The following is a 21,736-nucleotide window of genomic DNA, read 5'->3' on the forward strand; positions in this document are numbered from 1 at the left end:
GAAATCATACCCTATCTTGGCGTTAATGCTATTCCCCCCTCTTTCCCGCTTGGCTACCTGAGGGTCTATTTTCCTGCTGGTAGCCTGGGTGGGGTGACGCGCTCGCCGCCGACTTCTCTGTCTACATTCACGAATAATTACATGAAGGGCATATAAAAACGCTTATTACGGCGGTATGCGTGATCAGTGAAACAATGTATAAAATAGCTTCCAGCGCATACCGACACGGACGAGGTGATCAAGGCCTTAATTTATAAGCCAGCGATAATGGAAAGTCATAGTCAAACAAAATTAACATCGACGACTTGATAAAAGGCCCTGGGGGTGTTGGCGATTTCCCATACGCCGAGAATAACATGGTAGCCTTTTTTGTTGGGCATTTGAATGCTATGAACCGTCCCGTCGGCACTGGGCGTCAATTCATTAGCATGTTCCCAGTGCGGCTGCTGGGGATTTTGCATCATGAAAAAGGGCTCTAGCTCAAACTGGGCGCAGCTCAAGGGTTCATTGTGGTTCCAGCCATCCTTGGTAATGAAATAATTCCAACGCCGTGTGGCATGTGTCGCGCTATAGTTCCAGGTAAAATCCACCACGGAATTGGCTTTTATTTCATTCTTTTCCCAACGGTCCTCACCGTATTCATCTAGTTTGAGCGGTGCAGTGGTAGTGCCGCCATCCGTGAAACCGGCACTGGCAATCTGGCCATCATTCGGCGGCAGGGCATTAGGTTCATCACTCGGGGCGAATTTATCGGCTAAACCCGCCTGCGTTGCGGGGAAAAACTTTCCACTCTCTAACGCATTTGCCCACCATTGTCCCAATTTTTCAGAGCGAGATTCCGGGAAAGTAATGCGACCGTGTCTAAGCATAGTATTATCTGTATCCATAATTAACCTCACTTTTTATTTAAATAAATTACTTTATTTTTAGACGGCTTATTAACGTTTTTCTATGGGTCCAAATCATAATGCCGTGATAAATACATAAAAACATTAAGCCCATGCCTATTCCATGACTACAGGACTGGCGGCGACTGCCTTCGCACATAACGCCCAGATTGCCACCAAAGAATACTAGCCACCCCACCTCTTGCTATATTTCACTTTTAGCCGAGGTGAGCTTGACGGCATAACACCGGCATGGCAGTCATTCACGCCCGCGCTGTCTGAAAGGGGGCGCTTCTCTCTTTGAAGTGAAAATAAAAATGGAGGGGAAATAAAGATGGAAAAACATTATATAGCCTGTCCACTCGTATTATTTTCGCAATCGCGAAGGATTATCGATAGGGCGGATGAAATACTCCTATTAATAATGGCCAGGGATCAAATGAACGTGGGAATACGGTTCCTGCACCTATCTTAGGTGAAGGAACAGGTTTGTAACTGCGCAGCTGCCACGCACCTGCAACCCAAAACGGCTCGGCGATTAGAACGCCAAATAAAAATCACCGGCCAGGGCGCGAAACGCCGGTGTCCAGGCGCCAGTTGGGTCGCGCAATGTCAGCGTATCGTGGATTAACGGCATCGGCCGGCGCGTCAAGGCCATCAGCAGCCGGTGCGGATGCAAATCTGCTCTATCGCTGACATCGGTACGCCGCTGCAGCCACCAGCCCTGTGCCAACGCGCGGGCAATTAGCACCTCCACGGCGGCATACGGCAGGATAAGCGCCAGCGTGCCGCCCTCTTCCAGCAGCGCGTTGGCGGCGGTCAGCAGCGCCTGATGTCTCAGGCTCGGGTATAGCGTGCCCGCTCGCGCGCCGGGGTGGCGCAGGCCGGCCCCGTGCTAAAATAGGGCGGATTGCTGACGATAGATTTATAGCGCCGCGACGCCCTGTCGGCATAGGCGCAGATATCGCCCTCGACAGCGCACAGGGACGTTGCCCAAGGGCTGGCGGTAAAATTGTCACGCGCCTGACGGCAGGCGTACGGGTCCAAATCGACAGCATCGATCGCAATAGCGCCATGCATGCGCTGCGCCAGCATCAGCGCCACCAGGCCGCTGCCGGTGCCGATATCCAGCGCCCTGCCCGCCTCAATGACTGGCGCCCATGCGCCCAGCAGCACGCCATCGGTGCCAACTTTCATTGCGCATCGATCGTGGGCGACAAAAAACTGTTTAAAGGTAAATCCGTCCCGCCGCAGCGGTTTTGTGACGGCCGTGGGTAGCATATTCATGTGGCTCCTGCAGGCGTATACCGCTACTTTAAAATAAACTGACGCGCACAAACAGATGAAGATTACGTGGGATCCGTCTATAATCTGCGCCCCAACCAGAGGTAGCCCATGACTGTAACCCAATTTATCGAACTCGATCTTCACGAAGACCTGCTCGCCGCCCTAAGCGACAAAGGCTTTGAACGCCCTACCGCCATTCAGGCTGAAGCCATTCCGGCGGCCATGGCCGGACTTGATGTATTGGGTTCGGCGCCTACCGGCACCGGCAAAACCGCCGCTTACTTGCTGCCGGTATTGCAGCATCTCCTTGATTTTCCGCGCAAGAAATCCGGGCCGCCGCGGGTGCTAATCGTTACGCCCACCCGCGAGCTGGCCATGCAGGTGGCGGAACAGGCCAAACAGTTGGCCGACCACACCCATCTGGACATTGCCACCATTACCGGCTGCGTGGCGTATATGAACCATGCGCAAGTGTTCAGCGAAAATCAGGATATCGTGGTGGCGACTACCGGTCGCCTGCTGCAGTATATCAAGGAAGAAAATTTTGACTGCCGGGCGGTAGAAACGCTGATTCTGGACGAGGCGGATCGGATGCTGGATATGGGGTTCGCCCAGGACGTCGAGCAGATTGCCGCCGAAACCCGCAGGCGCAAGCAGACGCTTTTGTTTTCGGCCACGCTGGAAGGGAACGCGGTCAAGGATTTTGCCGAACGCCTGCTAAACGATCCGGTGGAAATCGACGCCTCGCCGTCGCGAGCGCAAAAAATTGTCCAATGGTATTATCGCGCCGACGATCTGACGCACAAAACCGCCTTGCTTTGCCATCTGCTTAAACAGCCCGAGGTCAGTAAAACTATTGTTTTCGTCCGCAAGCGCGGGCGGCTGCATGAGCTGGTCGGCTGGCTGCGCGATGCCGGCATTCCCTCATGTTATCTGGAGGGGGAACTGGTCCAGGCCAAACGCAATGAGGCCATCAAGCGCATGAGCGACGGCCGGATGAATGTCCTGGTAGCAACGGATGTCGCGGCGCGCGGTCTGGATATCGAGGACATTAGCCATGTCATTAATTTCGACCTGCCCGCGACGGCGGATGTCTACCTGCATCGGATAGGCCGCACCGCCCGCACCGGTCGCAAAGGCTGCGCCATATCGCTGGCGGAAGCGCATGATCATTTACTGTTGGGAAAAATCAGCCGTTACCTTAATGAACCGTTAAAGGCGCGCACGATTGATGAACTGCGCCCAACCACACGCGCACCGGCTGAAAAAATGAGCGGCAAGCCGTCGAAAAAAGTGTTGGCGAAGCGCAAAGAAAAGAAAGAACAGGCGCAGACAAAAGACAAAATCAAGGTGCGTTTGCGCGATAAAAAAAATATAGGCAAACGCCGGGCGCCCAAAGCGGCACCGGATGCGACAAGCGCAACCAAGCCGGAAAGCGAAGTTTAAGCCACCGCCTGCCATGCTTCGATGGCATGCTGATAAAAGCCGCGCTTTCGCGCGGTTAGCGCGACGTGTGCCACCAACGTGTTATTAACCGTTAGCGAAAAGTAATAGGTATGTTGCTGACACGATGCATAAAAATGAATGACATTGTTTTTTAATGAAATAACCACCACCGCGTCCTATCTTATCAAGTGCTCATTTTTGTCTCAGCGGGACGATTTTATCCCTGGCATGGGCCTGGGTGAGCACAATGAAACAGTGCCTTTTGGCGCTTATCCACGTCTCTTCAGGCCTGATGTCGCTTAAGGCTGTCAGCTTTCAGCCCACACCGCCGCCAACCAACCTTACTACTCTATCCCGCGCGAACTCCGCACCCACGCCACCCGTACCTCTCCTGCCGCCCGGATGCCGTCACTCTATCCATGCCCCACGCAGACGTTACGTCCCCTGTCGCTCCGCTGTGCGCAGACGCCACGGCCCGGACACCTGAACCCTTTGTCCCGCGCGGATGCCACGGCCCCGCCATCCTGTTCATTCTCCCCGCGCGGACGCCGTGGGCCAGCATCGAGCGTTAGTGCTAGAGCGCTACCCATAAAAAAAGGGGCCAGAGGCCCCCTTGCGCATGATGTGCGGAGATTACAAACTTTCGGTGAAAGTACGGGTGATAACATCCCGCTGCTGCTCAGGCGTAAGTGAGTTAAAGCGTACCGCATAGCCCGACACGCGAATAGTAAGCTGCGGGTATTTTTCCGGATTCGCGACCGAGTCTTCCAGCGTCTCGCGGCTCAGCACGTTGACATTCAGGTGCTGCCAGCCCTCAACACGCACCACTTCCTTCTGCTCTAGCGGAATTTCACGGTAGTCGAATTTGCCCAGTTCCTGCAGGGAAAGCAACTGGTCGTCGGCGTAACCGGCAACGGCGACCAGGCAGCGGGCTTGTTCATTAGCTTCATCCAGCAGCCAGAAAGAATTTACCAGCGCTTTGTTTTCAGCCTCGGTAATTTGTGTTCCGATAATCATAGATGCCTCCGTGGTATGGGTTCCATACGGCGTCCAGACGCATGCCGTTTATCATTTAGCCTGCCTGGACATTTGGTAAAACCAATTTCTTAAATGATTATACACCCGCCAACCGGGGCCTATTCTTTGATTTAAATCAATCTCTGGCGGAAAGTGGCGCGATTACTGCCCAAACTTATTGATTTAGGTCAATTTTGAAATGCAGCTGACTCTATTGCTCAGGCGGTTTTTTCCCTAGTCGGACGGCGGGAAAACGTTTAACCCGCAGTGGGAAAACGTTAAGCTTAGACCAGGTCGTCACTATCATGGAGCGTATCATGACGCAAATGCTCACTTGGCGCGATGCTCTCGCGCAAGAAAAAACTCTGCCCTACTTCCAGGAAACGCTGGCGTTTGTCGCCAAAGAGCAGGCGGCGGGAATGACCATTTATCCGCCGGCCAAAGATGTATTCAATGCTTTTCGCTTCACGGAACTGAATGCGGTGAAAGTGGTGATCCTCGGCCAGGATCCTTATCACGGCCCGAATCAGGCCCACGGCCTGTCTTTTTCGGTCAAGCCAGGCGTGCCCTCTCCGCCCTCGCTGGTCAATATTTATAAAGAGCTGGCCAGCGACATTCCCGGCTTTGTGATACCTAGTCATGGCTGTCTGCAGAGCTGGGCGCAACAGGGAGTGATGCTGCTCAATACGGTATTGACGGTGAAAGCGGGAAAAGCGCATTCCCACGCCAGTCTGGGCTGGGAGACTTTTACCGACAAGGTCATTAAGGTCCTGAACGCCCAGCGTGAGGGCATCGTTTTTCTACTGTGGGGCTCCCATGCCCAGAAAAAAGGCACGATTATCGACCCCAAACGTCACCATGTGCTTAAAGCGCCGCACCCCTCGCCCCTGTCTGCCCATCGCGGCTTTCTTGGCTGCCGCCATTTCTCTAAAGCCAATGCCCTATTGGAACAGCAAGGCCAACAACCGATTGATTGGGCGCCGACGTTGCCGGCGGCGTAACGGCGCAGGATCCTGCAGGCGCACAGCGCACATGATAGCAAAGTAGGACGGGTGATAACGCAGGTGCGTGCAGGGTAAAGCATAATGCGGGCAGCCTTTTGGGCCTGAAAGACATCGGTTGAACACGGCTGGCCCTTCGGGCCTGATATCGGTAGCGGTTAATAACGCGGGAGGGGGTTGGCGACGTAACACTATCGCGGAGGTCGACGTGGCCGGTCGTTAGCCTTCGGCACTGCGCTTTACATCAACGACGTCACCTGGGTGTGATTCCTCCCGCCGTTGGCGACGGGAGGCAAAAACTCAGCTTTTGGCTTTCGATACCGCAACCATCGCCGGGCGGATTAGACGGCCATTAAGGGTGTAGCCTTTTTGCATCACCATCATCACGTGATTGGGCTCATGCTCGTCGGACTCCAGCATCGTCATCGCCTGATGCACTTCGGGATTGAAGGGCACATGGGTGTCCCCTACCACATCTAAGCCAAACTTGCGTACCGCGTCCAGCAACGATTTGAGCGTCAGCTCGATGCCTTCAATCGTGGACGCCAGCTCGGTGTTAGATTTATCCGACATATCCAGCGCGCGCTCTAAATTATCAATGACCGGCAGCAGTTCACCGGCGAAACGTTCCAGGGCAAATTTATGCGCCTTCTCGACATCCTGCTCACTGCGGCGACGCACGTTTTCCATTTCCGCCTTGGCGCGCAGCACGCTATCGCGCTCACGCTGCTGTGCCTGGCTAAACGCCGCTTCCGCTTGCTGCCCTTGTTCCATTTCACTCTCTTGTGAGACTTGCTCATCAGGGGTGTTCTGTTCTTTACTACTCATCATGAGTTTTCTCCGCGGTTCAGCATTATTCTCGCTCGTCCGGTTATTATGGGGATGAATAGCGGGGATTCAAGGGATGACGCATAATGAAGCTTGCAAAAATACGCCGGGGATCAGCAATCAAATGACTAGCACTTTTCAGACTATCGGCATCGTCGGCCATCCGCGTCACCCCAATGCGCTGGCCACGCATGAGACGCTGTACCACTGGCTGAACGAAAAAGGGTACCACGTTATCATGGAACATCAGATCGCCCGCGATCTGGCGTTGCACGAAGCCATTACCGGCGGTTTGGCCGATATCGGTCAGCAGGCCGATTTGGCGATCGTGGTCGGCGGCGATGGCAACATGCTGGGTGCGGCGCGCATTTTGGCGCGCTACGATATTAAAGTTATCGGTATCAACCGTGGCAATCTCGGCTTTTTGACCGACCTCGATCCCGACTCGGCGCTGGCGCAATTATCCGACGTGCTGGCGGGGCACTTTCGCAGTGAAAAACGCTTTTTGCTGGAAGCCCAGGTTTGCCGCGGCGATGTGTGCGGCCGATTAAGCAGCGCCATTAACGAGGTGGTGCTGCATCCCGGCAAGGTGGCGCACATGATCGAGTTCGAGGTTTACATTGATGATACCTCTGCCTTTTCCCAGCGCTCCGACGGCCTTATCATCGCCACGCCAACCGGCTCCACGGCGTATTCCCTGTCCGCCGGCGGCCCGATACTTACCCCGCTGGTGGATGCCATTGCATTGGTGCCGATGTTTCCGCATACCCTCTCCTCACGCCCGCTGGTGATTAACGGCGCCAGCACGATACGGCTGAAATTTTCCCAACTGGCGCCGGATCTGGAAATCAGCTGCGACAGTCAGATAGCACTGCCCATCCAGGAAGGTGAGGAGATCTTTATCCGCCGCAGCGACTATTATCTTGATTTGATACATCCCAATGATTACAATTATTTCAATACGTTAAGTAGTAAATTAGGCTGGTCGAAAAAATTATTCTAAATTTTGGCCGCCGCGGCTTTACTGTATAAAAAAACCAGTTTATACTGTGGATAATAACAGTGTTATTTTTATATACAGGAAAGCAACTATGCTGGCTCAACTGACCATTGCCAATTTCGCCATTGTACGCGCGTTAACGATTTATTTTCGGTCGGGGATGAGCGTGATTACCGGTGAGACCGGCGCCGGGAAATCCATTGCGATCGATGCGCTCGGTTTGTGTCTCGGCGGCCGTTCCGAGGCCAGCATGGTACGGCCAGAGGCCGCCAGGGCGGATATTTGCGCGCGTTTTTTGCTCAACGATACCCCCTTGGCCGCCCGCTGGCTGGTTGATAATGCGCTCGATAACGGCAATGAATGCCTGATGCGCCGCGTGGTAAGCCAGGACGGCCGCTCACGCGGCTTTATCAATGGTACGCCGGTGCCGCTGTCACAGCTGCGCGAGCTGGGCCAGTTTCTGATTCAGATTCACGGTCAGCACGCCCATCAGAAGATGCTTCGTCCCGAGCATCAAAAACGCCTGCTGGGCGCCTACGCCTGTGAGAAAGACCTCCAGCAGGCCATGGCGGCCGCCTACCGCCAATGGCACCAAAGCTGTCTGGATCTCGCCAGCGCGCGCCAGCAGGCCACCGAACGCGACGCCAGGCGCGAGCTGCTGCAGTATCAATTGAAAGAGTTAAACGACTTTGCGCCGGTTGCGGACGAATACGAGCAGATTGAAAAGGAATACAAGCGGCTGGCAAACAGCGGTCAGCTAATTACCGCCACCCAGCAAACGCTGGAGCTTTTGAGCGAAGGCGAAGAGGCCAATTTGCTTAGTCAACTGCACGCCGCCCGGCAGGTGATGAGCGAGCTGGTTACGCTGGATGCATCACTCGCCGACGTGATGACGCTACTGGAGGATGCCGCTATTCAGTTGACCGAAGCCAGCAATGATCTGCGCCACTATGGCGATCGTATCGATCTTGATCCTGGTCGCCTGCATGAGCTGGAGCAACGCCTGTCGCGCCAAATCAATCTGGCGCGTAAGCATCACGTGAAACCGGAAGCCCTGGCGCAACACTATCAGCAGCTCCTGCAAGAACAGGAGGCGATGGCGCAGCACGACGCCAGCGCCGGCGCCCTGGCCGAGGCGCTCGAGCGTCACCACCAGCAAGCGATGGATCTCGCCCGCCAGCTCCATAAGCGCCGTACTGAGCACGCCGGCAGCCTGGCCGGCCATATTACCCACAGTATGCACTAGCTATCCCTGCCCCACGGTAAGCTGGCCATTGATGTGCATTTTCAGCCCGAACAGCTTAACGCCGACGGCGCCGATCGCGTGGAGTTCATGGTGACCACCAACCACGGCCAGCCGCTGCAGCCGCTGGCAAAAGTGGCCTCCGGCGGTGAGCTGTCCCGCATTGCGCTGGCGATACAGGTCATTACCGCCCGCAAAATGGATACGCCGGCGCTGATCTTTGACGAAGTCGACGTAGGCATCAGCGGGCCGACGGCCGCTATCGTGGGCAAAATGCTGCGTCAGTTGGGCGAATCCACCCAGGTGATGTGTGTAACGCATTTGCCGCAGGTTGCCGGATTCTGGCATCATCACTTTTTCGTCAGTAAAAATACCGACGGCAGCGCCACCGAAAAGCAGATGCTGGCGCTGGATAAAAAAGCCCGGCTGCAGGAGCTGGCGCGCCTGTTGGGCGGTAGCGAAGTCACAAAAAATACGCTGGCGAACGCCAAGGAGCTGCTTGCCGCTTAGAAAAGCTCAACTTTTTTCTCATCCTGCGGTCATAGATGGGTCTTGCAGAGGTTCCCAACGCCGGCAAGGTCTATTATCATCGGCATCCTATGCCCAAAAGGAATGTGATTATTATGAGCTGTAAGACATTGACTGCTGCTGCTGTCGTTATGCTGATGTTTACCGCCGGTTGCTCCGTGTTCGAGAGAGTGGTTTATCGTCCCGACATCAATCAGGGCAATTATCTGACCGCAGCTGACGTCGCCAAAATCCACACCGGCATGACCAAGCAGCAGGTGGCCTATACCCTTGGCACTTCAATGATGAAGGATCCGTTCGGCTCGAACACCTGGTATTACATTTTCCGCCGCGAACCTGGCCATGAAGCGGTCTCGCAGCAAACGCTGACGCTGACCTTTAACAGCAGCGACATCCTGACGCATATTGACAACAAACCGACGCTTGAAGGCTCCAGCACCAATCAATAAGCGGTGTTAACCGAGACTATGGCCGGCGTGAAGGTTGACCTGTGCAAGGTCTGGGATCGCCTGCCGTCGTGCAGACAGGGAATGGCGGAGGTGGCGGGTTATTTTCGCGTGCGATCCGCACGCTGACGGCGCAGTTCCTTGGGATCGATAAGCAACGGCCGGTAAATCTCCACCCGGTCGCCGTCACTGAGTGTATCCGCCAATTTGGCGGGCCGGCTGAAGATGCCCACCTTATTCACACTAAGATCGATATCCTGTCGCAGATCCAAAAGACCAGATGCGCGAATCGCCTGCTCCAGTGTACTTCCCTCCTCCAGCACCAGCTGGCGCAGATACTGGCGCTCCGGTAGGGCGTAAACGACCTCGACCCGGATGTCAGGCATGGTAAACCTCTTTGGCCCGGCGGGTGAACGCCATGACCATGCTGTTCGCCATCTCTTTGAAAATTCGCCCAAAGGCCAGTTCAATCAGCTTGCTATTGAATTCAAAATCGAGATGGAATTCGACCTTGCTGGCCTCTTCGCTAAGGGGAATGAAACGCCAGTCGCCGGCAAAGGAGCTGAAGGGGCCTTCCACCAGGCGCATTACAATGCTTTGATTCTCAGTGATAACATTGCGGGTGGTGAAGGATTTGCTGATGCCCGCTTTAGAGACATTCATCTCTGCGGTCAGTTCGCTGCCGTTCTTTTCAAGCACCCGGCTGGCGGTACAGCCTGGAATGAATTCCGGATAAGCGCTGATATCATTAACCAAGGCGAACATTTGCTCTGCACTATAAGGAACCAGTGCGGAGCGCGTAATATGAGGCATAATCTTTCCTGTCTTTATCGATTCACCCTAATATTATCATTTATCTCCAACGAGACAAAAAGACCGTTACGTGCGCTATGCCACGTCTGTGATCAAAAGCCCGTACGCCTTAGAGGAAAGCTTTTCTTCCCCGAGGTTAACTGTATAATATTGCGCACTATGACAAAGAAAAAAGCACACAAACCCGGTTCAGCTACCATTGCGCAAAACAAACGCGCCCGACACGAATACTTTATAGAACAGGAGTTCGAGGCGGGACTCTCGCTGCAGGGATGGGAAGTAAAATCGCTACGCGCCGGCAAAGCGAACATCAGCGACAGCTATGTGCTGCTCAAGGATGGCGAAGCCTACCTTTTTGGCGCCACCTTCCAACCGTTGACTGTAGCCTCTTCGCATGTGGTCTGTGACCCGATGCGAACCCGCAAGCTATTGCTCAATAAGCGTGAACTGGATTCACTGTTCGGCCGCGTTAACCGTGAAGGTTACACCGTGGTGGCGCTCTCGCTGTATTGGAAAAACGCGTGGGTGAAAGTGAAAATCGGCGTGGCCAAAGGTAAGAAAGAGTACGATAAACGGACAGATATCAAGGAACGCGAATGGCAACTCGATAAAGCGCGCATCATGAAGCACGTCGGCCGATAGCCTTGCCATTGTAAGTTTGCTATAATGAAATTAACAACTCGGGGCTGATCCTGGACTCGACGGGATTTGCGAAACCTAAGGTGCATGCCGAGGTGTGGCTGGCCTCGTAAAAAAGCCTCAAAAAAATAATTGCGAACGACTCGCAATTCGAATCTAAAACTGCTTTAGCAGCCTAATCAGCTTAATAACCTGAAGATTCCCTCTCTCCCTAGCCTCCGCTCTTAGGACGGGGATCAAGGGAGGTCAAACCCAAAAGAGATCGCGTGGATGTCCTGCCTGGGGCTGAAGCGTTAAAACTAATCAGGCTAGTTTGTTAGTGGCGTGTCCGTCCGCAGCTGACAGGTGAATGTAAAGACTGGACTAAGCATGTAGTGCCGAAGGCGTAGAAATTCCGGACGCGGGTTCAAATCCCGCCAGCTCCACCACTTTTTAGTATTATGACGTATACTGAAGTCTACTAAGCCCGCTTGGAACCAGCCTTGCGGGCTTTTTTACGTCTACAGAAGTCTACTGAGATTTGCTAGAAGCTACTCGTTATGGCACCCTTTTTGGGACCCGGTGCAAAGGGTCCCAAAATCGAGGGTCCTAAAATGGCAAAGATTGCTAAGAAACTCAATGACACTAAAATCAAAAATACCAAGCCAGCAGAAAAGGAGATCAACCTTTTTGATGGTGAAGGCCTGATGCTACGAATCGCTCCCCTATCAAAGGGTGGTAAGAAAAATTGGTATTTCAGGTATGCAGTGCCAGTAACTAAAAAGCGAACAAAGATGAGCTTAGGAAGCTATCCTCATCTCACACTTGCCAAGGCACGGGCTTTACGTGATGAATACTTGTCATTGCTTGCAAACGGTATTGATCCGCAGATTCACAACAACGATAAAGCCAATGCTCTTAAGGATGCCACTGAGCACACACTACAGACTGTTGCGAGATGAGAAGGTTAAGACCTCTGGTATCTCTCCAGACCACGCAGAAGACATCTGGCGTAGCCTTGAACGAAATATCTTCCCCGGTTTAGGCAACGTTCCTATCAAAGAGATCTGATTTATCCCCCTGAAACACCAGACAGTAGCTGTATCTCCAGATAAGAGATAGGCTTGAATATATGTCTAACACTAACGCCAATTTTGATATGACCGGGATCCCGTTAGGTCAAGAAGTCCGTAAACGTAAAACTCCTCAGGAAAAAATGGCCATTATTCAGCAGAGGATGGAGCCCGGCATGAATGTCTCCCATCTCGCACGACTGCACGGTATCCAGCCCAGCCTGCTGTTTAAGTGGAAAAAGCAATATCAGGAAGGCAGCCTCACCGCTGGCTGCCGGGGAGGACGTTGTTCCTGCCTCTGAGCTTGCAGCTGCATTGAAGCAGGTCCGGGAGCTCCAGCGCCTTCTGGGTAAGAAGACGATGGAGGTTGAGATCCTAAAAGAAGCCGTGGAGTACGGCCAGTCACGAAAATGGATAGCGCACGCGCCCTTGTTGCCAAAGGCCGGGGAATAGCACAGGTCAGCCGCGCCATGAGCGGGTCGCGTGCGCCGCTGTCACTGCGGATTAAGCGTTCTGCCGACTGGCAGGACAGGCGCTGTAACCGGCGTAATGACGAAGCAGACGCTGAAATACTGTCGGACATCCTCGACATCATCAGCGATATGCCCAGCTACGGCTATCGGCGGGTGTGGGGCATCCTGTGTAAACAACGTCGCGCAGAGGGACTGCCGCCGGTAAATGCGAAACGACTTTACAGGATCATGTGTGAGCATAACCTGCTGTTATTACATTGAAAACCAGAGCGGCCGAGGCGTGAGCATAAGGGCAGGATCGCGGTGGCAGAAAGCGATATGCGCTGGTGTTCAGATGGCTTCGAGTTCGGCTGCGACAACGGTGAAAAACTGCGGGTCACGTTCGCACTGGACTGCTGCGACAGAGAGGCCATAGACTGGGCTGCGAGCACTGTAGGCTACGACAGTTCGACCGTGCAGGATGTGATGCTGATGTCGGTAGAAAAGCGCTTCGGCGACAGGTTACCCGATACAGCGGTGCAGTGGTTGACGGACAACGGTTCAGCGTATACCGCGCATGAAACGCAGAGGTTCGCCAGAGAACTGGATCTGGAGCCCTGCACAACAGCGGTGAGCAGCCCGCAGAGCAATGGCATGGCCGAACGGTTCGTGAAGACGATGAAGGAAGACTATATCGAGTTCATGCCAAAACCGGATGCGAGAACAGCCCTGCGAAACCTTGCAGCAGCGTTCACGCATTACAATGAAAACCATCCGCACAGCGCGCTGGGATATCACTCTCCGAGAGAATACCGGCGGCAGCGGGCTTCGTTAACTTAAGATACAAAAGCTGTACGGAGATGGCGGGGCAAGATCACGCGAGATTTTCCACCACGCCCAATTGACCGAGGATGTCACGACCTACAGCCCCGCGACCCAGTCCTACATTGAGAGTTTGGGAGGCAATAACCAAAGCACGATGGCGCAGCTGGACCGTTTGGTGGAAGGGCAGGCGTATATGCTGTTGACCGTGGACTATTTTACGCTGCTGGGGTGGATCTTTTTCGCCCTGATCCTGGTCATCTGGCTGGCGAAACCGCCGTTCAGTCCGCAGGGCGGCGGCGGGGGGCATTAAGGCGGCGGATGACAGGGCGTTGTTGCGCGCGCTGATGCCTGCGCCAGCCGGGCGCCTCCCTGCGGCGCTTTATCATCAGGCCGCTGCCCGTTACCGGACAGCGGTTTTGTTATGCCTGAGGTGAATGCTGGCGCTAGCGCAGGTGGGTTTTCATTTCATCGCCTGCCTGGCGTATTTGTGCCCCCACGCCGGGGCCTCGCTCTGGGCATTCGGCAGGCCAAAGTTATAGATCATGCTGTAGTAGCCGGTCACGCTGACCGCCACGTCGAAGACGTCCAATGACGCCCGTAGGCTTGCCCGTCGTCACGAGTGTTTGATGGTGATGGCAAAGGCGCCGTCTGACGCGATTGACCTGATGCCAACGCACGGGGCCGGTAAAGGGATGCGGTAGTTATTTGTCGTCAAGCGGCGCTTTTAGCGACAACAGATTTTCGGGCCGGTACGGCAAGGAATGAGGTAATCAAGAAAAAAACGGAAAGTGGTGGGTCGTGCAGGATTAGAACCTGCGACCAATTGATTAAAAGATAGTTGGTATGTTTTTAAGTTATTGAAAATACTGGCATAATCTGCATTCACAAATGGCAAAAGTGGCAAGTTGTGACACTCTAATGACACTATTGTGGCACTCCAGTGACGTCACTAATCTGGCACTATGAGAAATCAGCAAGCAGCTAGCTTGCTGATTTCTCATAGGCTAATTTTTAAATAAAATAGTAGCTTATTAATTTTTATAGCATCATCCCTTATCCGTTTCAACATCCAATAAATTTCAGCAAGAACTCCCAGAAACTATCTTGATTAGCTAACCAATTATCAAACTCACCTTGTATATTTATCCAGTTTTCTGGGCGTAGTGGGATGATCTTACATCCGAGTCCTCGCCCGTTTTTCTTGTCTGCTTTTGTGCTTCCTCTCCATCGGCTCCACAGTGTGTGAGAACCGGAGCTATTTGACCGGCTGATGGTGAGATTTCATCTGTCATTAACCACATGGTGTATTTAGAAAATACTGGATGTTTTGTGTACTTCAGTAAAGCGTTTCCACCAGGTTCAAATAATCCGCTTTCATACTTAGAAAGAGTACTTCTAGGCAATCCAATAAGTTCGCATAACTGATTTTGACTCAACCCCTCAGCTATACGCATCGCTTTAATTTTATCACTTAACTTCATTTGACTTGCTCCTAATTAGGTACTATTATATGATCCTATATAGGATATTTTGTGTGATGCCGCCAAACACGACCAAAACCTGGTAAATCGCGGCAAATGCATCCAGTGTTAAGCATACCAGAAATTGGGTTTTTAAGCGGTTAGAAGCGGCATGAAGCGGTTGGAAAGGATTAATTAGGGGGCGAAGTGAGCAACGACGACTACGAGATCAGATATCCGATAAACGCAGTGAACATAAAAAAATTTGCTGAATTGCTCGGTAAAACGCCTAGTGCAGTCAATGACATGGTTGAAAACCAAAAGTTACCCGTCATTAACTTGCGCGATCCAAACAAACCCAACGCTAGAGTTGGCGAAAGGTGGATATACCTGCCTGAATTCAACCGCATGGTACGAGAAGCCTACTTTAACCGTCCCGCAGAAGAACGTGATGCTTGGCTTAAATGGATTGGGTTGTGAACCAAGCAAAAAATTTGAATAAAAGTCCATAGCCAGCGTTTCCCGCGGAACTGCTCTTTAACAATACGGTATCAGCAAAAAAGTCTGTGAAACGGATGGCAGGGAAGTTGCGCATGTAATTTGCTGATAGCTGAGCATGAAGTTTATGTGAAGCGAAGTTTAGCCTACTTTCGTAGGGACTTTCCGAACGGGGTATGCCGATACAGGTGTACACAAACACTGAATAACCAATAGGTGGATTTGTAGTAAGTACGTTTCGTGCTTAGCATAAATCTTTTTATGGATGAGATATTCATCAATGAATGCTCGCCAACGTTGCCGTGAACGGCGTCAAATGCATTATCGCGACCAATCTCGAATACGCACAATAAGATTAAGTTTACTAAGAAAACGCTCAACCGAAGAAATCATTAATAACATATGGCGTGAACCCGCCGAACATCACACACAAGAACACGATGTCGTAAATCTCCTTGCGTCATTTAAAAATCAAGTAGACAGATACCCTACTGACAGCATCAATAATCGATTCCTACCCAAAGCTTATCTCTATACGGTCAAGAACCGCTATCGCCGAAGAAGGAAGCCACATGAACATTCAAACTGAAAATGAAATTCTTCGAGCGCTAAAAAAATTAACGATTGAAGAAGCGGAATTCTGTCATCCGGGCGGGGAATATTTATACGAAAGTTTAAACAACGCTTATCTTGCTCAAAAACTCTCCGATGCAGATAAGGGCGATGAATACGACGCATGGTTACTGGCACTCGAAACTACCGACGGATTCGATGAAGTCTTGTACGATGTAACCCAAAAAGTCGAACAAATTTTGTATTTGATGCGATGCCGTGATACTTACTACGAGGTGTCCGCTTAATGACTGAAAAAACGCATTATAGAAAGGCGTTCGATTCCCCTTATTTGAGCAGCGCTGATATTGTTGAGCCGATAGTATTAACTATCTCTCATGTTGTGCTTGAATCAGATAAAACCAAGAAAACTCAAGACAGGTTCAATACAGCTTATTTCAAAGATAAACAGATTAGACCAAACGAAAAACTTAAGCCAATGATTCTTAATGCAACCAATAGCAAGGTCATTAAAAAAATATCAGGCTCGTCATTTATCGAAGACTGGCAGAATTTAACCGTGATAATTGAGGTTGAGCATGTCGAGTTTGGACGTGAATATGTCGAAAGATTAAGAGTCTATCCTGCCATTACTCAGAAAAAAACACTAACACCCACTCAGGTTGAAATGTGGGAAAAGGCCAAACAGAGCTACGTCAATAATGGGTCGCTCGATAAAGTATTAGCGCATGTTGAGATGTCGCAGGAAGACCAAGAACGCCTTAAGAAGGAGTGCGTTAATGCAATGGCATGACGTGCAGCAAAATACAGAAGCGTGGGATGAGCTTCGTTTAGGAAAGGTGACAGCATAGCAATTTAACTGTTTTATGGCCAACCAGTGAAAAGCTTTCGGCGAACCAGCCAAGCGATATGCGTTACAGATTGCCCTGGAAATTATTACAGGGAAAAATCAGAATTTAGTTTTACTAATGACCACATGTTACGCGGACACGAGCAGGAGCCAATAGCCAGAAGGCTATATGAAGAAACAAACTTTGTTGATGTAACCAATGGCGGATTTTTTGATTGCTGTAATTATGGCGATAGTCCAGACGGATTAGTTGGAAATGATGGTGTTATTGAAATTAAATCCGTTACCGCTGCTGTGCATTTTGAAACATTGAAACGTAGAACGTTTTACCCGGTGTATAAATGGCAACTCATAGGCCATCTTGATTGCACGGGAAGGTATTGGGTCGATTTTGTCAGCTATTGCAGCGACTTTCCTGAGCATCGGCTATTAATCTCTCATAGATTGTATCGCAAAGATTACAAAGAAGAGATTGATCAACTTAGAGCAAGAAGAAAAGCGTTTCTTCATCTGGTTGTCACTACCTGTGATGTTATAGAAAAAAGTTGATTGAAATCATCAATCATAAGCGAGACAACATAATGACAATAAACACTGTGATATTTTCCGGCAATCTTGGCGGTGACTGTACGACACGCAGCACTACAAACGGCAAGCTGATTGCCACATTCTCCTTACCTGTCAAGCAAGGATACGGCGAGCATGAGAAAACCTCTTGGGTGCAGTGTCGAATGTTTGGTGCCAAAGCTGAAAAGTTACCCATTTATCTGACACGAGGAACCAAGGTTACTGTTATCGGGCGATTTTTACTCGAAAGTTGGACGGGCAAAGATGGTACAGAAAAAACAAGCGCTGTTGTTCTAGTTAAAGAGATTGATTTTTCCAGCAAGACTGACAACAAACCTCAGCAGAATAAACCGTTAGCAAGTCAATCTGGAAATGTAACGTTAGACCCATTTTATGACACCGATATCCCCTTTTGATGGAAATAGTTTAGAAAAATTTCATGATTGCCGTAGCGATGCCGATGATAGCAGCCATCATACCCGCCATTTTTATGAGTAACCAAGTTGATATACTTTCAACATCTTTACGAAGTAAAGCAATTTGAGCGGCTGTATCTTTACGGGAATCGACGATTTGCGCTTCAACTTTTTCAAAGCGATGTTCAATATCCTTACGAACATTGGCAATCTCAGCGGATAAATCTTTGCGGACATCGTCAATTTTGATGTTGGTTTTCTCGAACTGAGCCGCTGTATCTTTCCGAACATCAGCAATGTTGCGGTTCACTTCGGCGATATCCGCCTTGGTTGCTACATCTGCCACTTCGTGTGACTTGCGAACAGCGATAGAAATTGCTCTGGCCTGATTTTTCGGCAACCCTGCGTTTTCTAGTGTTTCGACGAATTCTTGAGTATCAAATGCAACTTGACCCATTAGGGAATCTCCTGTTTTTTCTTTAGTTTAAACCCTTTTAGGGTCAACAAGCAAAATTTTACCCCGTCAACACTTTTCAAAAAAATTCATTTAACAATGAAGAAATTATTATGACTAAATTAATTGTAATTGAAAATACCGTCGTCCGTCAGGACGCATTCTGGCGTTACAGTTTGAATGATTTACATCGTGCGGCAGTGGTGCAAGGTAAAGCGACAGATTCTCAGCGTCCTTCAAAATTTATGCGTTCTGATGGTATTGCCGCATTTGTACAATCTTTGAGCGAATCCCAAAAAAGGGCTTCGGTTAACGTCATTAAAGGTGGCCTAGAATCTGGTACTTGGGCAGACGAACTTGTTGCTATTCGCTATGCTGCATGGATTGAAACTACCTTTGAAGTTCAAGTATATGAACAATTTCGTAATTCAGTAAAAGACAGCAACGGCGTACTGGTTGAAAAAGTTCAAGCTGGATTGGCAATGCTCGCTTTTTACAAGCAGGAGCTACGTATGATCTTGCCCCGCCATCTCCGTACAGCTTTTGTATCTTAAGTTAACGAAGCCCGCTGCCGCCGGTATTCTCTCGGAGAGTGATATCCCAGCGCGCTGTGCGGATGGTTTTCATTGTAATGCGTGAACGCTGCTGCAAGGTTTCGCAGGGCTGTTCTCGCATCCGGTTTTGGCATGAACTCGATATAGTCTTCCTTCATCGTCTTCACGAACCGTTCGGCCATGCCATTTCTCTGCGGGCTGCTCACCGCTGTTGTGCAGGGCTCCAGATCCAGTTCTCTGGCGAACCTCTGCGTTTCATGCGCGGTATACGCTGAACCGTTGTCCGTCAACCACTGCACCGCTGTATCGGGTAACCTGTCGCCGAAGCGCTTTTCTACCGACATCAGCATCACATCCTGCACGGTCGAACTGTCGTAGCCTCCAGTGCTCGCAGCCCAGTCTATGGCCTCTCTGTCGCAGCAGTCCAGTGCGAACGTGACCCGCAGTTTTTCACCGTTGTCGCAGCCGAACTCGAAGCCATCTGAACACCAGCGAATATCGCTTTCTGCCACCGCGATCCTGCCTTATGCTCACGCCTCGGCCGCTCTGGTTTTCAATGTAATAACAGCAGGTTATGCTCACACATGATCCTGTAAAGTCGTTTCGCATTTACCGGCGGCAGTCCCTCTGCGCGACGTTGTTTACACAGGATGCCCCACACCCGCCGATAGCCGTAGCTGGGCATATCGCTGATGATGTCGAGGATGTCCGACAGTATTTCAGCGTCTGCTTCGTCATTACGCCGGTTACAGCGCCTGTCCTGCCAGTCGGCAGAACGCTTAATCCGCAGTGACAGCGGCGCACGCGACACGCTCATGGCGCGGCTGACCTGTGCTATTCCCCGGCCTTTGGCAACAAGGGCGCGTGCGCTATCCATTTTCGTGACTGGCCGTACTCCACGGCTTCTTTTAGGATCTCAACCTCCATCGTCTTCTTACCCAGAAGGCGCTGGAGCTCCCGGACCTGCTTCAATGCAGCTGCAAGCTCAGAGGCAGGAACAACGTCCTCCCCGGCGGTGAGGCTTCCTTCCTGATATTGCTTTTTCCACTTAAACAGCAGGCTGGGCTGGATACCGTGCAGTCGTGCGAGATGGGAGACATTCATGCCGGGCTCCATCCTCTGCTGAATAATGGCCATTTTTTCCTGAGGAGTTTTACGTTTACGGACTTCTTGACCTAACAGGATCCCGGTCATATCAAAATTGGCGTTAGTGTTAGACATATATTCAAGCCTATCTCTTATCTGGAGATACAGCTACTGTCTGGTGTTTCAGGGGGATAAATCAATCCATCGTTTCACAGGCAGAAGTACAGGACAAAACCGGCTCATTGAGCACCATGCGAGCGCAATACAATACCCACGATCACAAAGGTGATAGCGGTGGCATAACAGGCAAGCCCAATCAACAGATGTAGATGTAAATAATATGCTGATGAATAAAAAGTGAATACTGCGTTACCCGATCAGGAACGGCTCAGGCGGGCAGTGATGATATCGCTTTTCACCTGGCAACGCGCTGAACCGGATGATGACACAGATACGCGGTTTGGGTGGTGTGGCGATACTTGGCCGACCGTACAAAATGACCGGATTGGCTCTCGATTGCATCTGCTGAAACGCACAACCTTAACCCATCAAACGGCGTAAAGAGCGAAGGAATATATCGCTCAGGCGCTCAAGTGGATGATGGAGGACGGGGTAGCGCTTCGGGTTGATATTGAGGTAGTACGCTTAAATCTAGATAGATTAATGGCAACTATCATCCTGACGTTACCTGACCATAACATAAAAACGATGATCATCAATAATTTGTGGAGCGTGATCCATGCAAAATAGCGGTTTTTCGCGCCCGACCCTGCCACAACTGATAGACACCATTCGCGGTGATTTACTCACACGATTTAATGAAGATAGCGTATTGCGCCGCCTCGATGCCGAGGTGTACGCCAGAGTACAGGCCGCCGCTATTCATACCCTATACGGCTATATCGATTATTTAGCGCGTAATATCTTGCCGGATTTAGCCGATGAAGACTGGTTGACCCGACACGGCAATATCAAGCGTTGTCCACGAAAATGGGCAACCAAAGCGAGCGGATTTGTTCGCTGGGAAAGTGTACAAAATGCCATATCGGTGCCCGCTGACACTGAAATACACCGTGATGATGGTCAAATATACACCACCACAGCGCCAATAACTTCAGCAAAGGGTGTACTTCGCGTACCCGTCGTTGCAAAAAGCAGCGGTCAGGCTGGCAATTGTGAGGACGGCATTGCGCTACGACTTGCTACGCCTATTTCTGGTTTATCGTCGACCGGTTATGCCGATAACATCAGGACAGGAGCCGATATTGAAGATTTGGATAGCTGGCGACAACGCACATCATGGCGCGCTGGTACGATACGCCGCAAGTGGGTGCGGATAGTGATTATGTTCGTTGGGCGAAAGAAGTCCTGGGAATAAGCCGGGCATGGACACATCGACACAAGAACGGTATCGGCACGGTTGGGGTCATGGTTTCCAGTGATGATGTAGACCATCCTGCCCCCACACAGGAAATATTAACCAAAGTCAGAGAGCACATCTTACCCCTTGCCCCCGTTGCGGGTAGTGGCTTAACGGTTTTTGCGGTAACAGAAAAAAGCGTCCCTCTCTCGCTTGCCTTATCGACAGATACATCCGAAATTCGAACCGCTGTCATCGCAGAAATCAAAGCCTTCTTACAGCGAGAAGGCGAACCCGGCAGCAAGCTTTTTCTTTCAAGACTCGCTGAAGCCATCAGTCTTGCGGCAGGTGAAGTCGCTCATCGTCTTATTGCGCCAACGGCAGATATTGAATTAGCCCAGACGGAAGTGTCGGTATTGGGTGAAGTAACGTGGGCAAAATATAAGGAATGAGC

General features: G+C 51.2%; 19 protein-coding genes, 1 other RNA gene and 7 pseudogenes. 18 read left to right on the forward strand and 9 right to left on the reverse strand.

The features are described 5' to 3' along the window. Positions 1-281: 281 nt before the first annotated feature. The gene (locus JZM24_RS08940) at positions 282-887 is read right to left on the reverse strand and encodes a lytic polysaccharide monooxygenase auxiliary activity family 9 protein (protein ID WP_215669388.1); all 606 of its coding nucleotides are present in this window, start codon (positions 885-887) and stop codon (positions 282-284) included. Positions 888-1,425: 538 nt separating this feature from the next. Continuing rightward, a pseudogene (locus tag JZM24_RS08945) lies at positions 1,426-2,168 on the reverse strand (tRNA1(Val) (adenine(37)-N6)-methyltransferase). A gap of 114 nt (positions 2,169-2,282) precedes the next feature. On the opposite strand from JZM24_RS08945, the gene srmB reads away from it, so the two are divergent. Further along, entirely contained in the window at positions 2,283-3,620 is a 1,338-nt protein-coding gene (srmB, locus tag JZM24_RS08950; RefSeq protein ID WP_215669389.1) for an ATP-dependent RNA helicase SrmB, read from the forward strand. Between the two features lie 633 nt (positions 3,621-4,253). Here the strand turns inward: srmB and grcA are convergent. Further along, positions 4,254-4,637 (reverse strand): autonomous glycyl radical cofactor GrcA, encoded by a 384-nt coding sequence (grcA, locus tag JZM24_RS08955; protein ID WP_215669390.1) that lies wholly within the window; start codon positions 4,635-4,637, stop codon positions 4,254-4,256. Positions 4,638-4,954: 317 nt separating this feature from the next. On the opposite strand from grcA, the gene ung reads away from it, so the two are divergent. Continuing rightward, complete coding sequence (ung, locus tag JZM24_RS08960; protein ID WP_215669391.1) at positions 4,955-5,638, forward strand: uracil-DNA glycosylase; 684 nt, start codon at positions 4,955-4,957, stop codon at positions 5,636-5,638. A 300-nt stretch (positions 5,639-5,938) separates the two neighbouring features. Here the strand turns inward: ung and grpE are convergent, their stop codons facing one another. Beyond that, positions 5,939-6,526, reverse strand: coding sequence for a nucleotide exchange factor GrpE (gene grpE, locus JZM24_RS08965; protein WP_312885002.1), 588 nt, complete (start codon positions 6,524-6,526; stop codon positions 5,939-5,941). A gap of 64 nt (positions 6,527-6,590) precedes the next feature. Between grpE and nadK the strand changes: the two genes are divergently transcribed. The 3 genes and pseudogenes from nadK to bamE all read left to right on the forward strand — a co-directional run bounded on the left by nadK (position 6,591) and on the right by bamE (position 9,686). Continuing rightward, the gene (gene nadK / locus JZM24_RS08970; RefSeq protein WP_215669393.1) at positions 6,591-7,469 is read left to right on the forward strand and encodes an NAD(+) kinase; all 879 of its coding nucleotides are present in this window, start codon (positions 6,591-6,593) and stop codon (positions 7,467-7,469) included. 88 nt (positions 7,470-7,557) lie between these two features. Beyond that, positions 7,558-9,219 (forward strand): annotated as a pseudogene (gene recN, locus JZM24_RS08975) (DNA repair protein RecN). Between the two features lie 113 nt (positions 9,220-9,332). Continuing rightward, the gene (gene bamE, locus JZM24_RS08980; protein WP_215669394.1) at positions 9,333-9,686 is read left to right on the forward strand and encodes an outer membrane protein assembly factor BamE; all 354 of its coding nucleotides are present in this window, start codon (positions 9,333-9,335) and stop codon (positions 9,684-9,686) included. Positions 9,687-9,784: 98 nt separating this feature from the next. Here bamE and JZM24_RS08985 read toward each other — a convergent pair whose 3' ends face one another. Next, on the reverse strand, positions 9,785-10,069 hold the full coding sequence (locus JZM24_RS08985; protein WP_215669395.1) for an RnfH family protein: 285 nt from the start codon (positions 10,067-10,069) through the stop codon (positions 9,785-9,787). Then, a complete protein-coding gene (locus JZM24_RS08990) occupies positions 10,062-10,496 on the reverse strand; it encodes an SRPBCC family protein (RefSeq protein WP_215669396.1) in 435 nt (144 codons plus the stop codon). Before JZM24_RS08990 ends, JZM24_RS08985 begins: the two co-directional genes overlap by 8 nt. Positions 10,497-10,655: 159 nt before the next feature. Between JZM24_RS08990 and smpB the strand changes: the two genes are divergently transcribed. From smpB to JZM24_RS09015, 5 genes and pseudogenes are all read left to right on the forward strand, one after another. Next, positions 10,656-11,138 carry an SsrA-binding protein SmpB gene (smpB, locus tag JZM24_RS08995; protein WP_215669397.1) on the forward strand — a complete coding sequence of 161 codons (483 nt, stop codon included), beginning with the start codon at positions 10,656-10,658 and terminating at the stop codon, positions 11,136-11,138. A 40-nt stretch (positions 11,139-11,178) separates the two neighbouring features. After that, positions 11,179-11,563, forward strand: a transfer-messenger RNA (tmRNA) gene (gene ssrA / locus JZM24_RS09000). 165 nt (positions 11,564-11,728) lie between these two features. Then, positions 11,729-12,182: pseudogene (locus JZM24_RS09005) on the forward strand (integrase arm-type DNA-binding domain-containing protein); the annotation flags it as partial. A 91-nt stretch (positions 12,183-12,273) separates the two neighbouring features. After that, positions 12,274-13,479, forward strand: a pseudogene (locus JZM24_RS09010) (IS3 family transposase). Between the two features lie 139 nt (positions 13,480-13,618). Beyond that, complete coding sequence (locus JZM24_RS09015; RefSeq protein ID WP_215669398.1) at positions 13,619-13,774, forward strand: hypothetical protein; 156 nt, start codon at positions 13,619-13,621, stop codon at positions 13,772-13,774. An 832-nt stretch (positions 13,775-14,606) separates the two neighbouring features. Here the strand turns inward: JZM24_RS09015 and JZM24_RS09020 are convergent. Beyond that, positions 14,607-14,945, reverse strand: a complete 339-nt coding sequence (locus JZM24_RS09020; RefSeq protein WP_215669399.1) for a helix-turn-helix domain-containing protein — start codon at positions 14,943-14,945, stop codon at positions 14,607-14,609. 186 nt (positions 14,946-15,131) lie between these two features. Between JZM24_RS09020 and JZM24_RS09025 the strand changes: the two genes are divergently transcribed. From JZM24_RS09025 to JZM24_RS09050, 5 genes are all read left to right on the forward strand, one after another. Then, positions 15,132-15,404 (forward strand): Cox family DNA-binding protein, encoded by a 273-nt coding sequence (locus JZM24_RS09025; RefSeq protein WP_215669400.1) that lies wholly within the window; start codon positions 15,132-15,134, stop codon positions 15,402-15,404. 590 nt (positions 15,405-15,994) lie between these two features. Next, positions 15,995-16,282, forward strand: a complete 288-nt coding sequence (locus JZM24_RS09030; protein WP_215669401.1) for a hypothetical protein — start codon at positions 15,995-15,997, stop codon at positions 16,280-16,282. After that, a complete protein-coding gene (locus tag JZM24_RS19695) occupies positions 16,282-16,788 on the forward strand; it encodes a hypothetical protein (protein WP_376775520.1) in 507 nt (168 codons plus the stop codon). The genes JZM24_RS09030 and JZM24_RS19695 overlap by 1 nt, the downstream gene beginning before the upstream one ends. Before the next feature lie 84 nt (positions 16,789-16,872). Then, entirely contained in the window at positions 16,873-17,394 is a 522-nt protein-coding gene (locus JZM24_RS09045; protein WP_215669403.1) for a YqaJ viral recombinase family protein, read from the forward strand. Next, positions 17,391-17,828 carry a single-stranded DNA-binding protein gene (locus tag JZM24_RS09050; RefSeq protein ID WP_215669404.1) on the forward strand — a complete coding sequence of 146 codons (438 nt, stop codon included), beginning with the start codon at positions 17,391-17,393 and terminating at the stop codon, positions 17,826-17,828. The genes JZM24_RS09045 and JZM24_RS09050 overlap by 4 nt, the downstream gene beginning before the upstream one ends. Positions 17,829-17,838: 10 nt before the next feature. Here JZM24_RS09050 and JZM24_RS09055 read toward each other — a convergent pair whose 3' ends face one another. Further along, a complete protein-coding gene (locus JZM24_RS09055) occupies positions 17,839-18,285 on the reverse strand; it encodes a hypothetical protein (protein ID WP_215669405.1) in 447 nt (148 codons plus the stop codon). Between the two features lie 110 nt (positions 18,286-18,395). Between JZM24_RS09055 and JZM24_RS09060 the strand changes: the two genes are divergently transcribed. After that, positions 18,396-18,836: a KilA-N domain-containing protein gene (locus JZM24_RS09060; RefSeq protein ID WP_215669406.1), complete on the forward strand. Its 441-nt coding sequence runs from the start codon at positions 18,396-18,398 to the stop codon at positions 18,834-18,836. Here JZM24_RS09060 and JZM24_RS09065 read toward each other — a convergent pair. After that, positions 18,833-20,030 (reverse strand): annotated as a pseudogene (locus JZM24_RS09065) (IS3 family transposase). The gene JZM24_RS09060 and the pseudogene JZM24_RS09065 sit on opposite strands and share 4 nt — an antisense overlap. A gap of 294 nt (positions 20,031-20,324) precedes the next feature. Here JZM24_RS09065 and JZM24_RS09070 point away from each other — a divergent pair. After that, positions 20,325-20,672, forward strand: a pseudogene (locus JZM24_RS09070) (phage GP46 family protein). Continuing rightward, positions 20,662-21,734: pseudogene (locus JZM24_RS09075) on the forward strand (baseplate J/gp47 family protein). The pseudogenes JZM24_RS09070 and JZM24_RS09075 overlap by 11 nt, the downstream one beginning before the upstream one ends. Positions 21,735-21,736 lie beyond the last annotated feature (2 nt).

It is taken from the genome of Candidatus Sodalis endolongispinus (genome assembly GCF_018777395.1).
Lineage (GTDB): Bacteria > Pseudomonadota > Gammaproteobacteria > Enterobacterales > Enterobacteriaceae > Sodalis_B > Sodalis_B endolongispinus.

Coding starts and splice junctions, on each gene's coding strand:
- JZM24_RS09020 (WP_215669399.1), bottom strand. CDS start 14,945: ATGAAGTTAAGTGATAAAATTAAAGCGATGCGTATAGCTGAGGGGTTG.
- JZM24_RS09015 (WP_215669398.1), top strand. CDS start 13,619: ATGGCGCAGCTGGACCGTTTGGTGGAAGGGCAGGCGTATATGCTGTTG.
- JZM24_RS09055 (WP_215669405.1), bottom strand. CDS start 18,285: ATGGGTCAAGTTGCATTTGATACTCAAGAATTCGTCGAAACACTAGAA.
- ung (WP_215669391.1), top strand. CDS start 4,955: ATGACGCAAATGCTCACTTGGCGCGATGCTCTCGCGCAAGAAAAAACT.
- grcA (WP_215669390.1), bottom strand. CDS start 4,637: ATGATTATCGGAACACAAATTACCGAGGCTGAAAACAAAGCGCTGGTA.
- JZM24_RS08940 (WP_215669388.1), bottom strand. CDS start 887: ATGGATACAGATAATACTATGCTTAGACACGGTCGCATTACTTTCCCG.
- srmB (WP_215669389.1), top strand. CDS start 2,283: ATGACTGTAACCCAATTTATCGAACTCGATCTTCACGAAGACCTGCTC.
- bamE (WP_215669394.1), top strand. CDS start 9,333: ATGAGCTGTAAGACATTGACTGCTGCTGCTGTCGTTATGCTGATGTTT.
- JZM24_RS09060 (WP_215669406.1), top strand. CDS start 18,396: ATGACTAAATTAATTGTAATTGAAAATACCGTCGTCCGTCAGGACGCA.
- JZM24_RS09030 (WP_215669401.1), top strand. CDS start 15,995: ATGAACATTCAAACTGAAAATGAAATTCTTCGAGCGCTAAAAAAATTA.
- JZM24_RS19695 (WP_376775520.1), top strand. CDS start 16,282: ATGACTGAAAAAACGCATTATAGAAAGGCGTTCGATTCCCCTTATTTG.
- smpB (WP_215669397.1), top strand. CDS start 10,656: ATGACAAAGAAAAAAGCACACAAACCCGGTTCAGCTACCATTGCGCAA.
- JZM24_RS08990 (WP_215669396.1), bottom strand. CDS start 10,496: ATGCCTCATATTACGCGCTCCGCACTGGTTCCTTATAGTGCAGAGCAA.
- nadK (WP_215669393.1), top strand. CDS start 6,591: ATGACTAGCACTTTTCAGACTATCGGCATCGTCGGCCATCCGCGTCAC.
- JZM24_RS08985 (WP_215669395.1), bottom strand. CDS start 10,069: ATGCCTGACATCCGGGTCGAGGTCGTTTACGCCCTACCGGAGCGCCAG.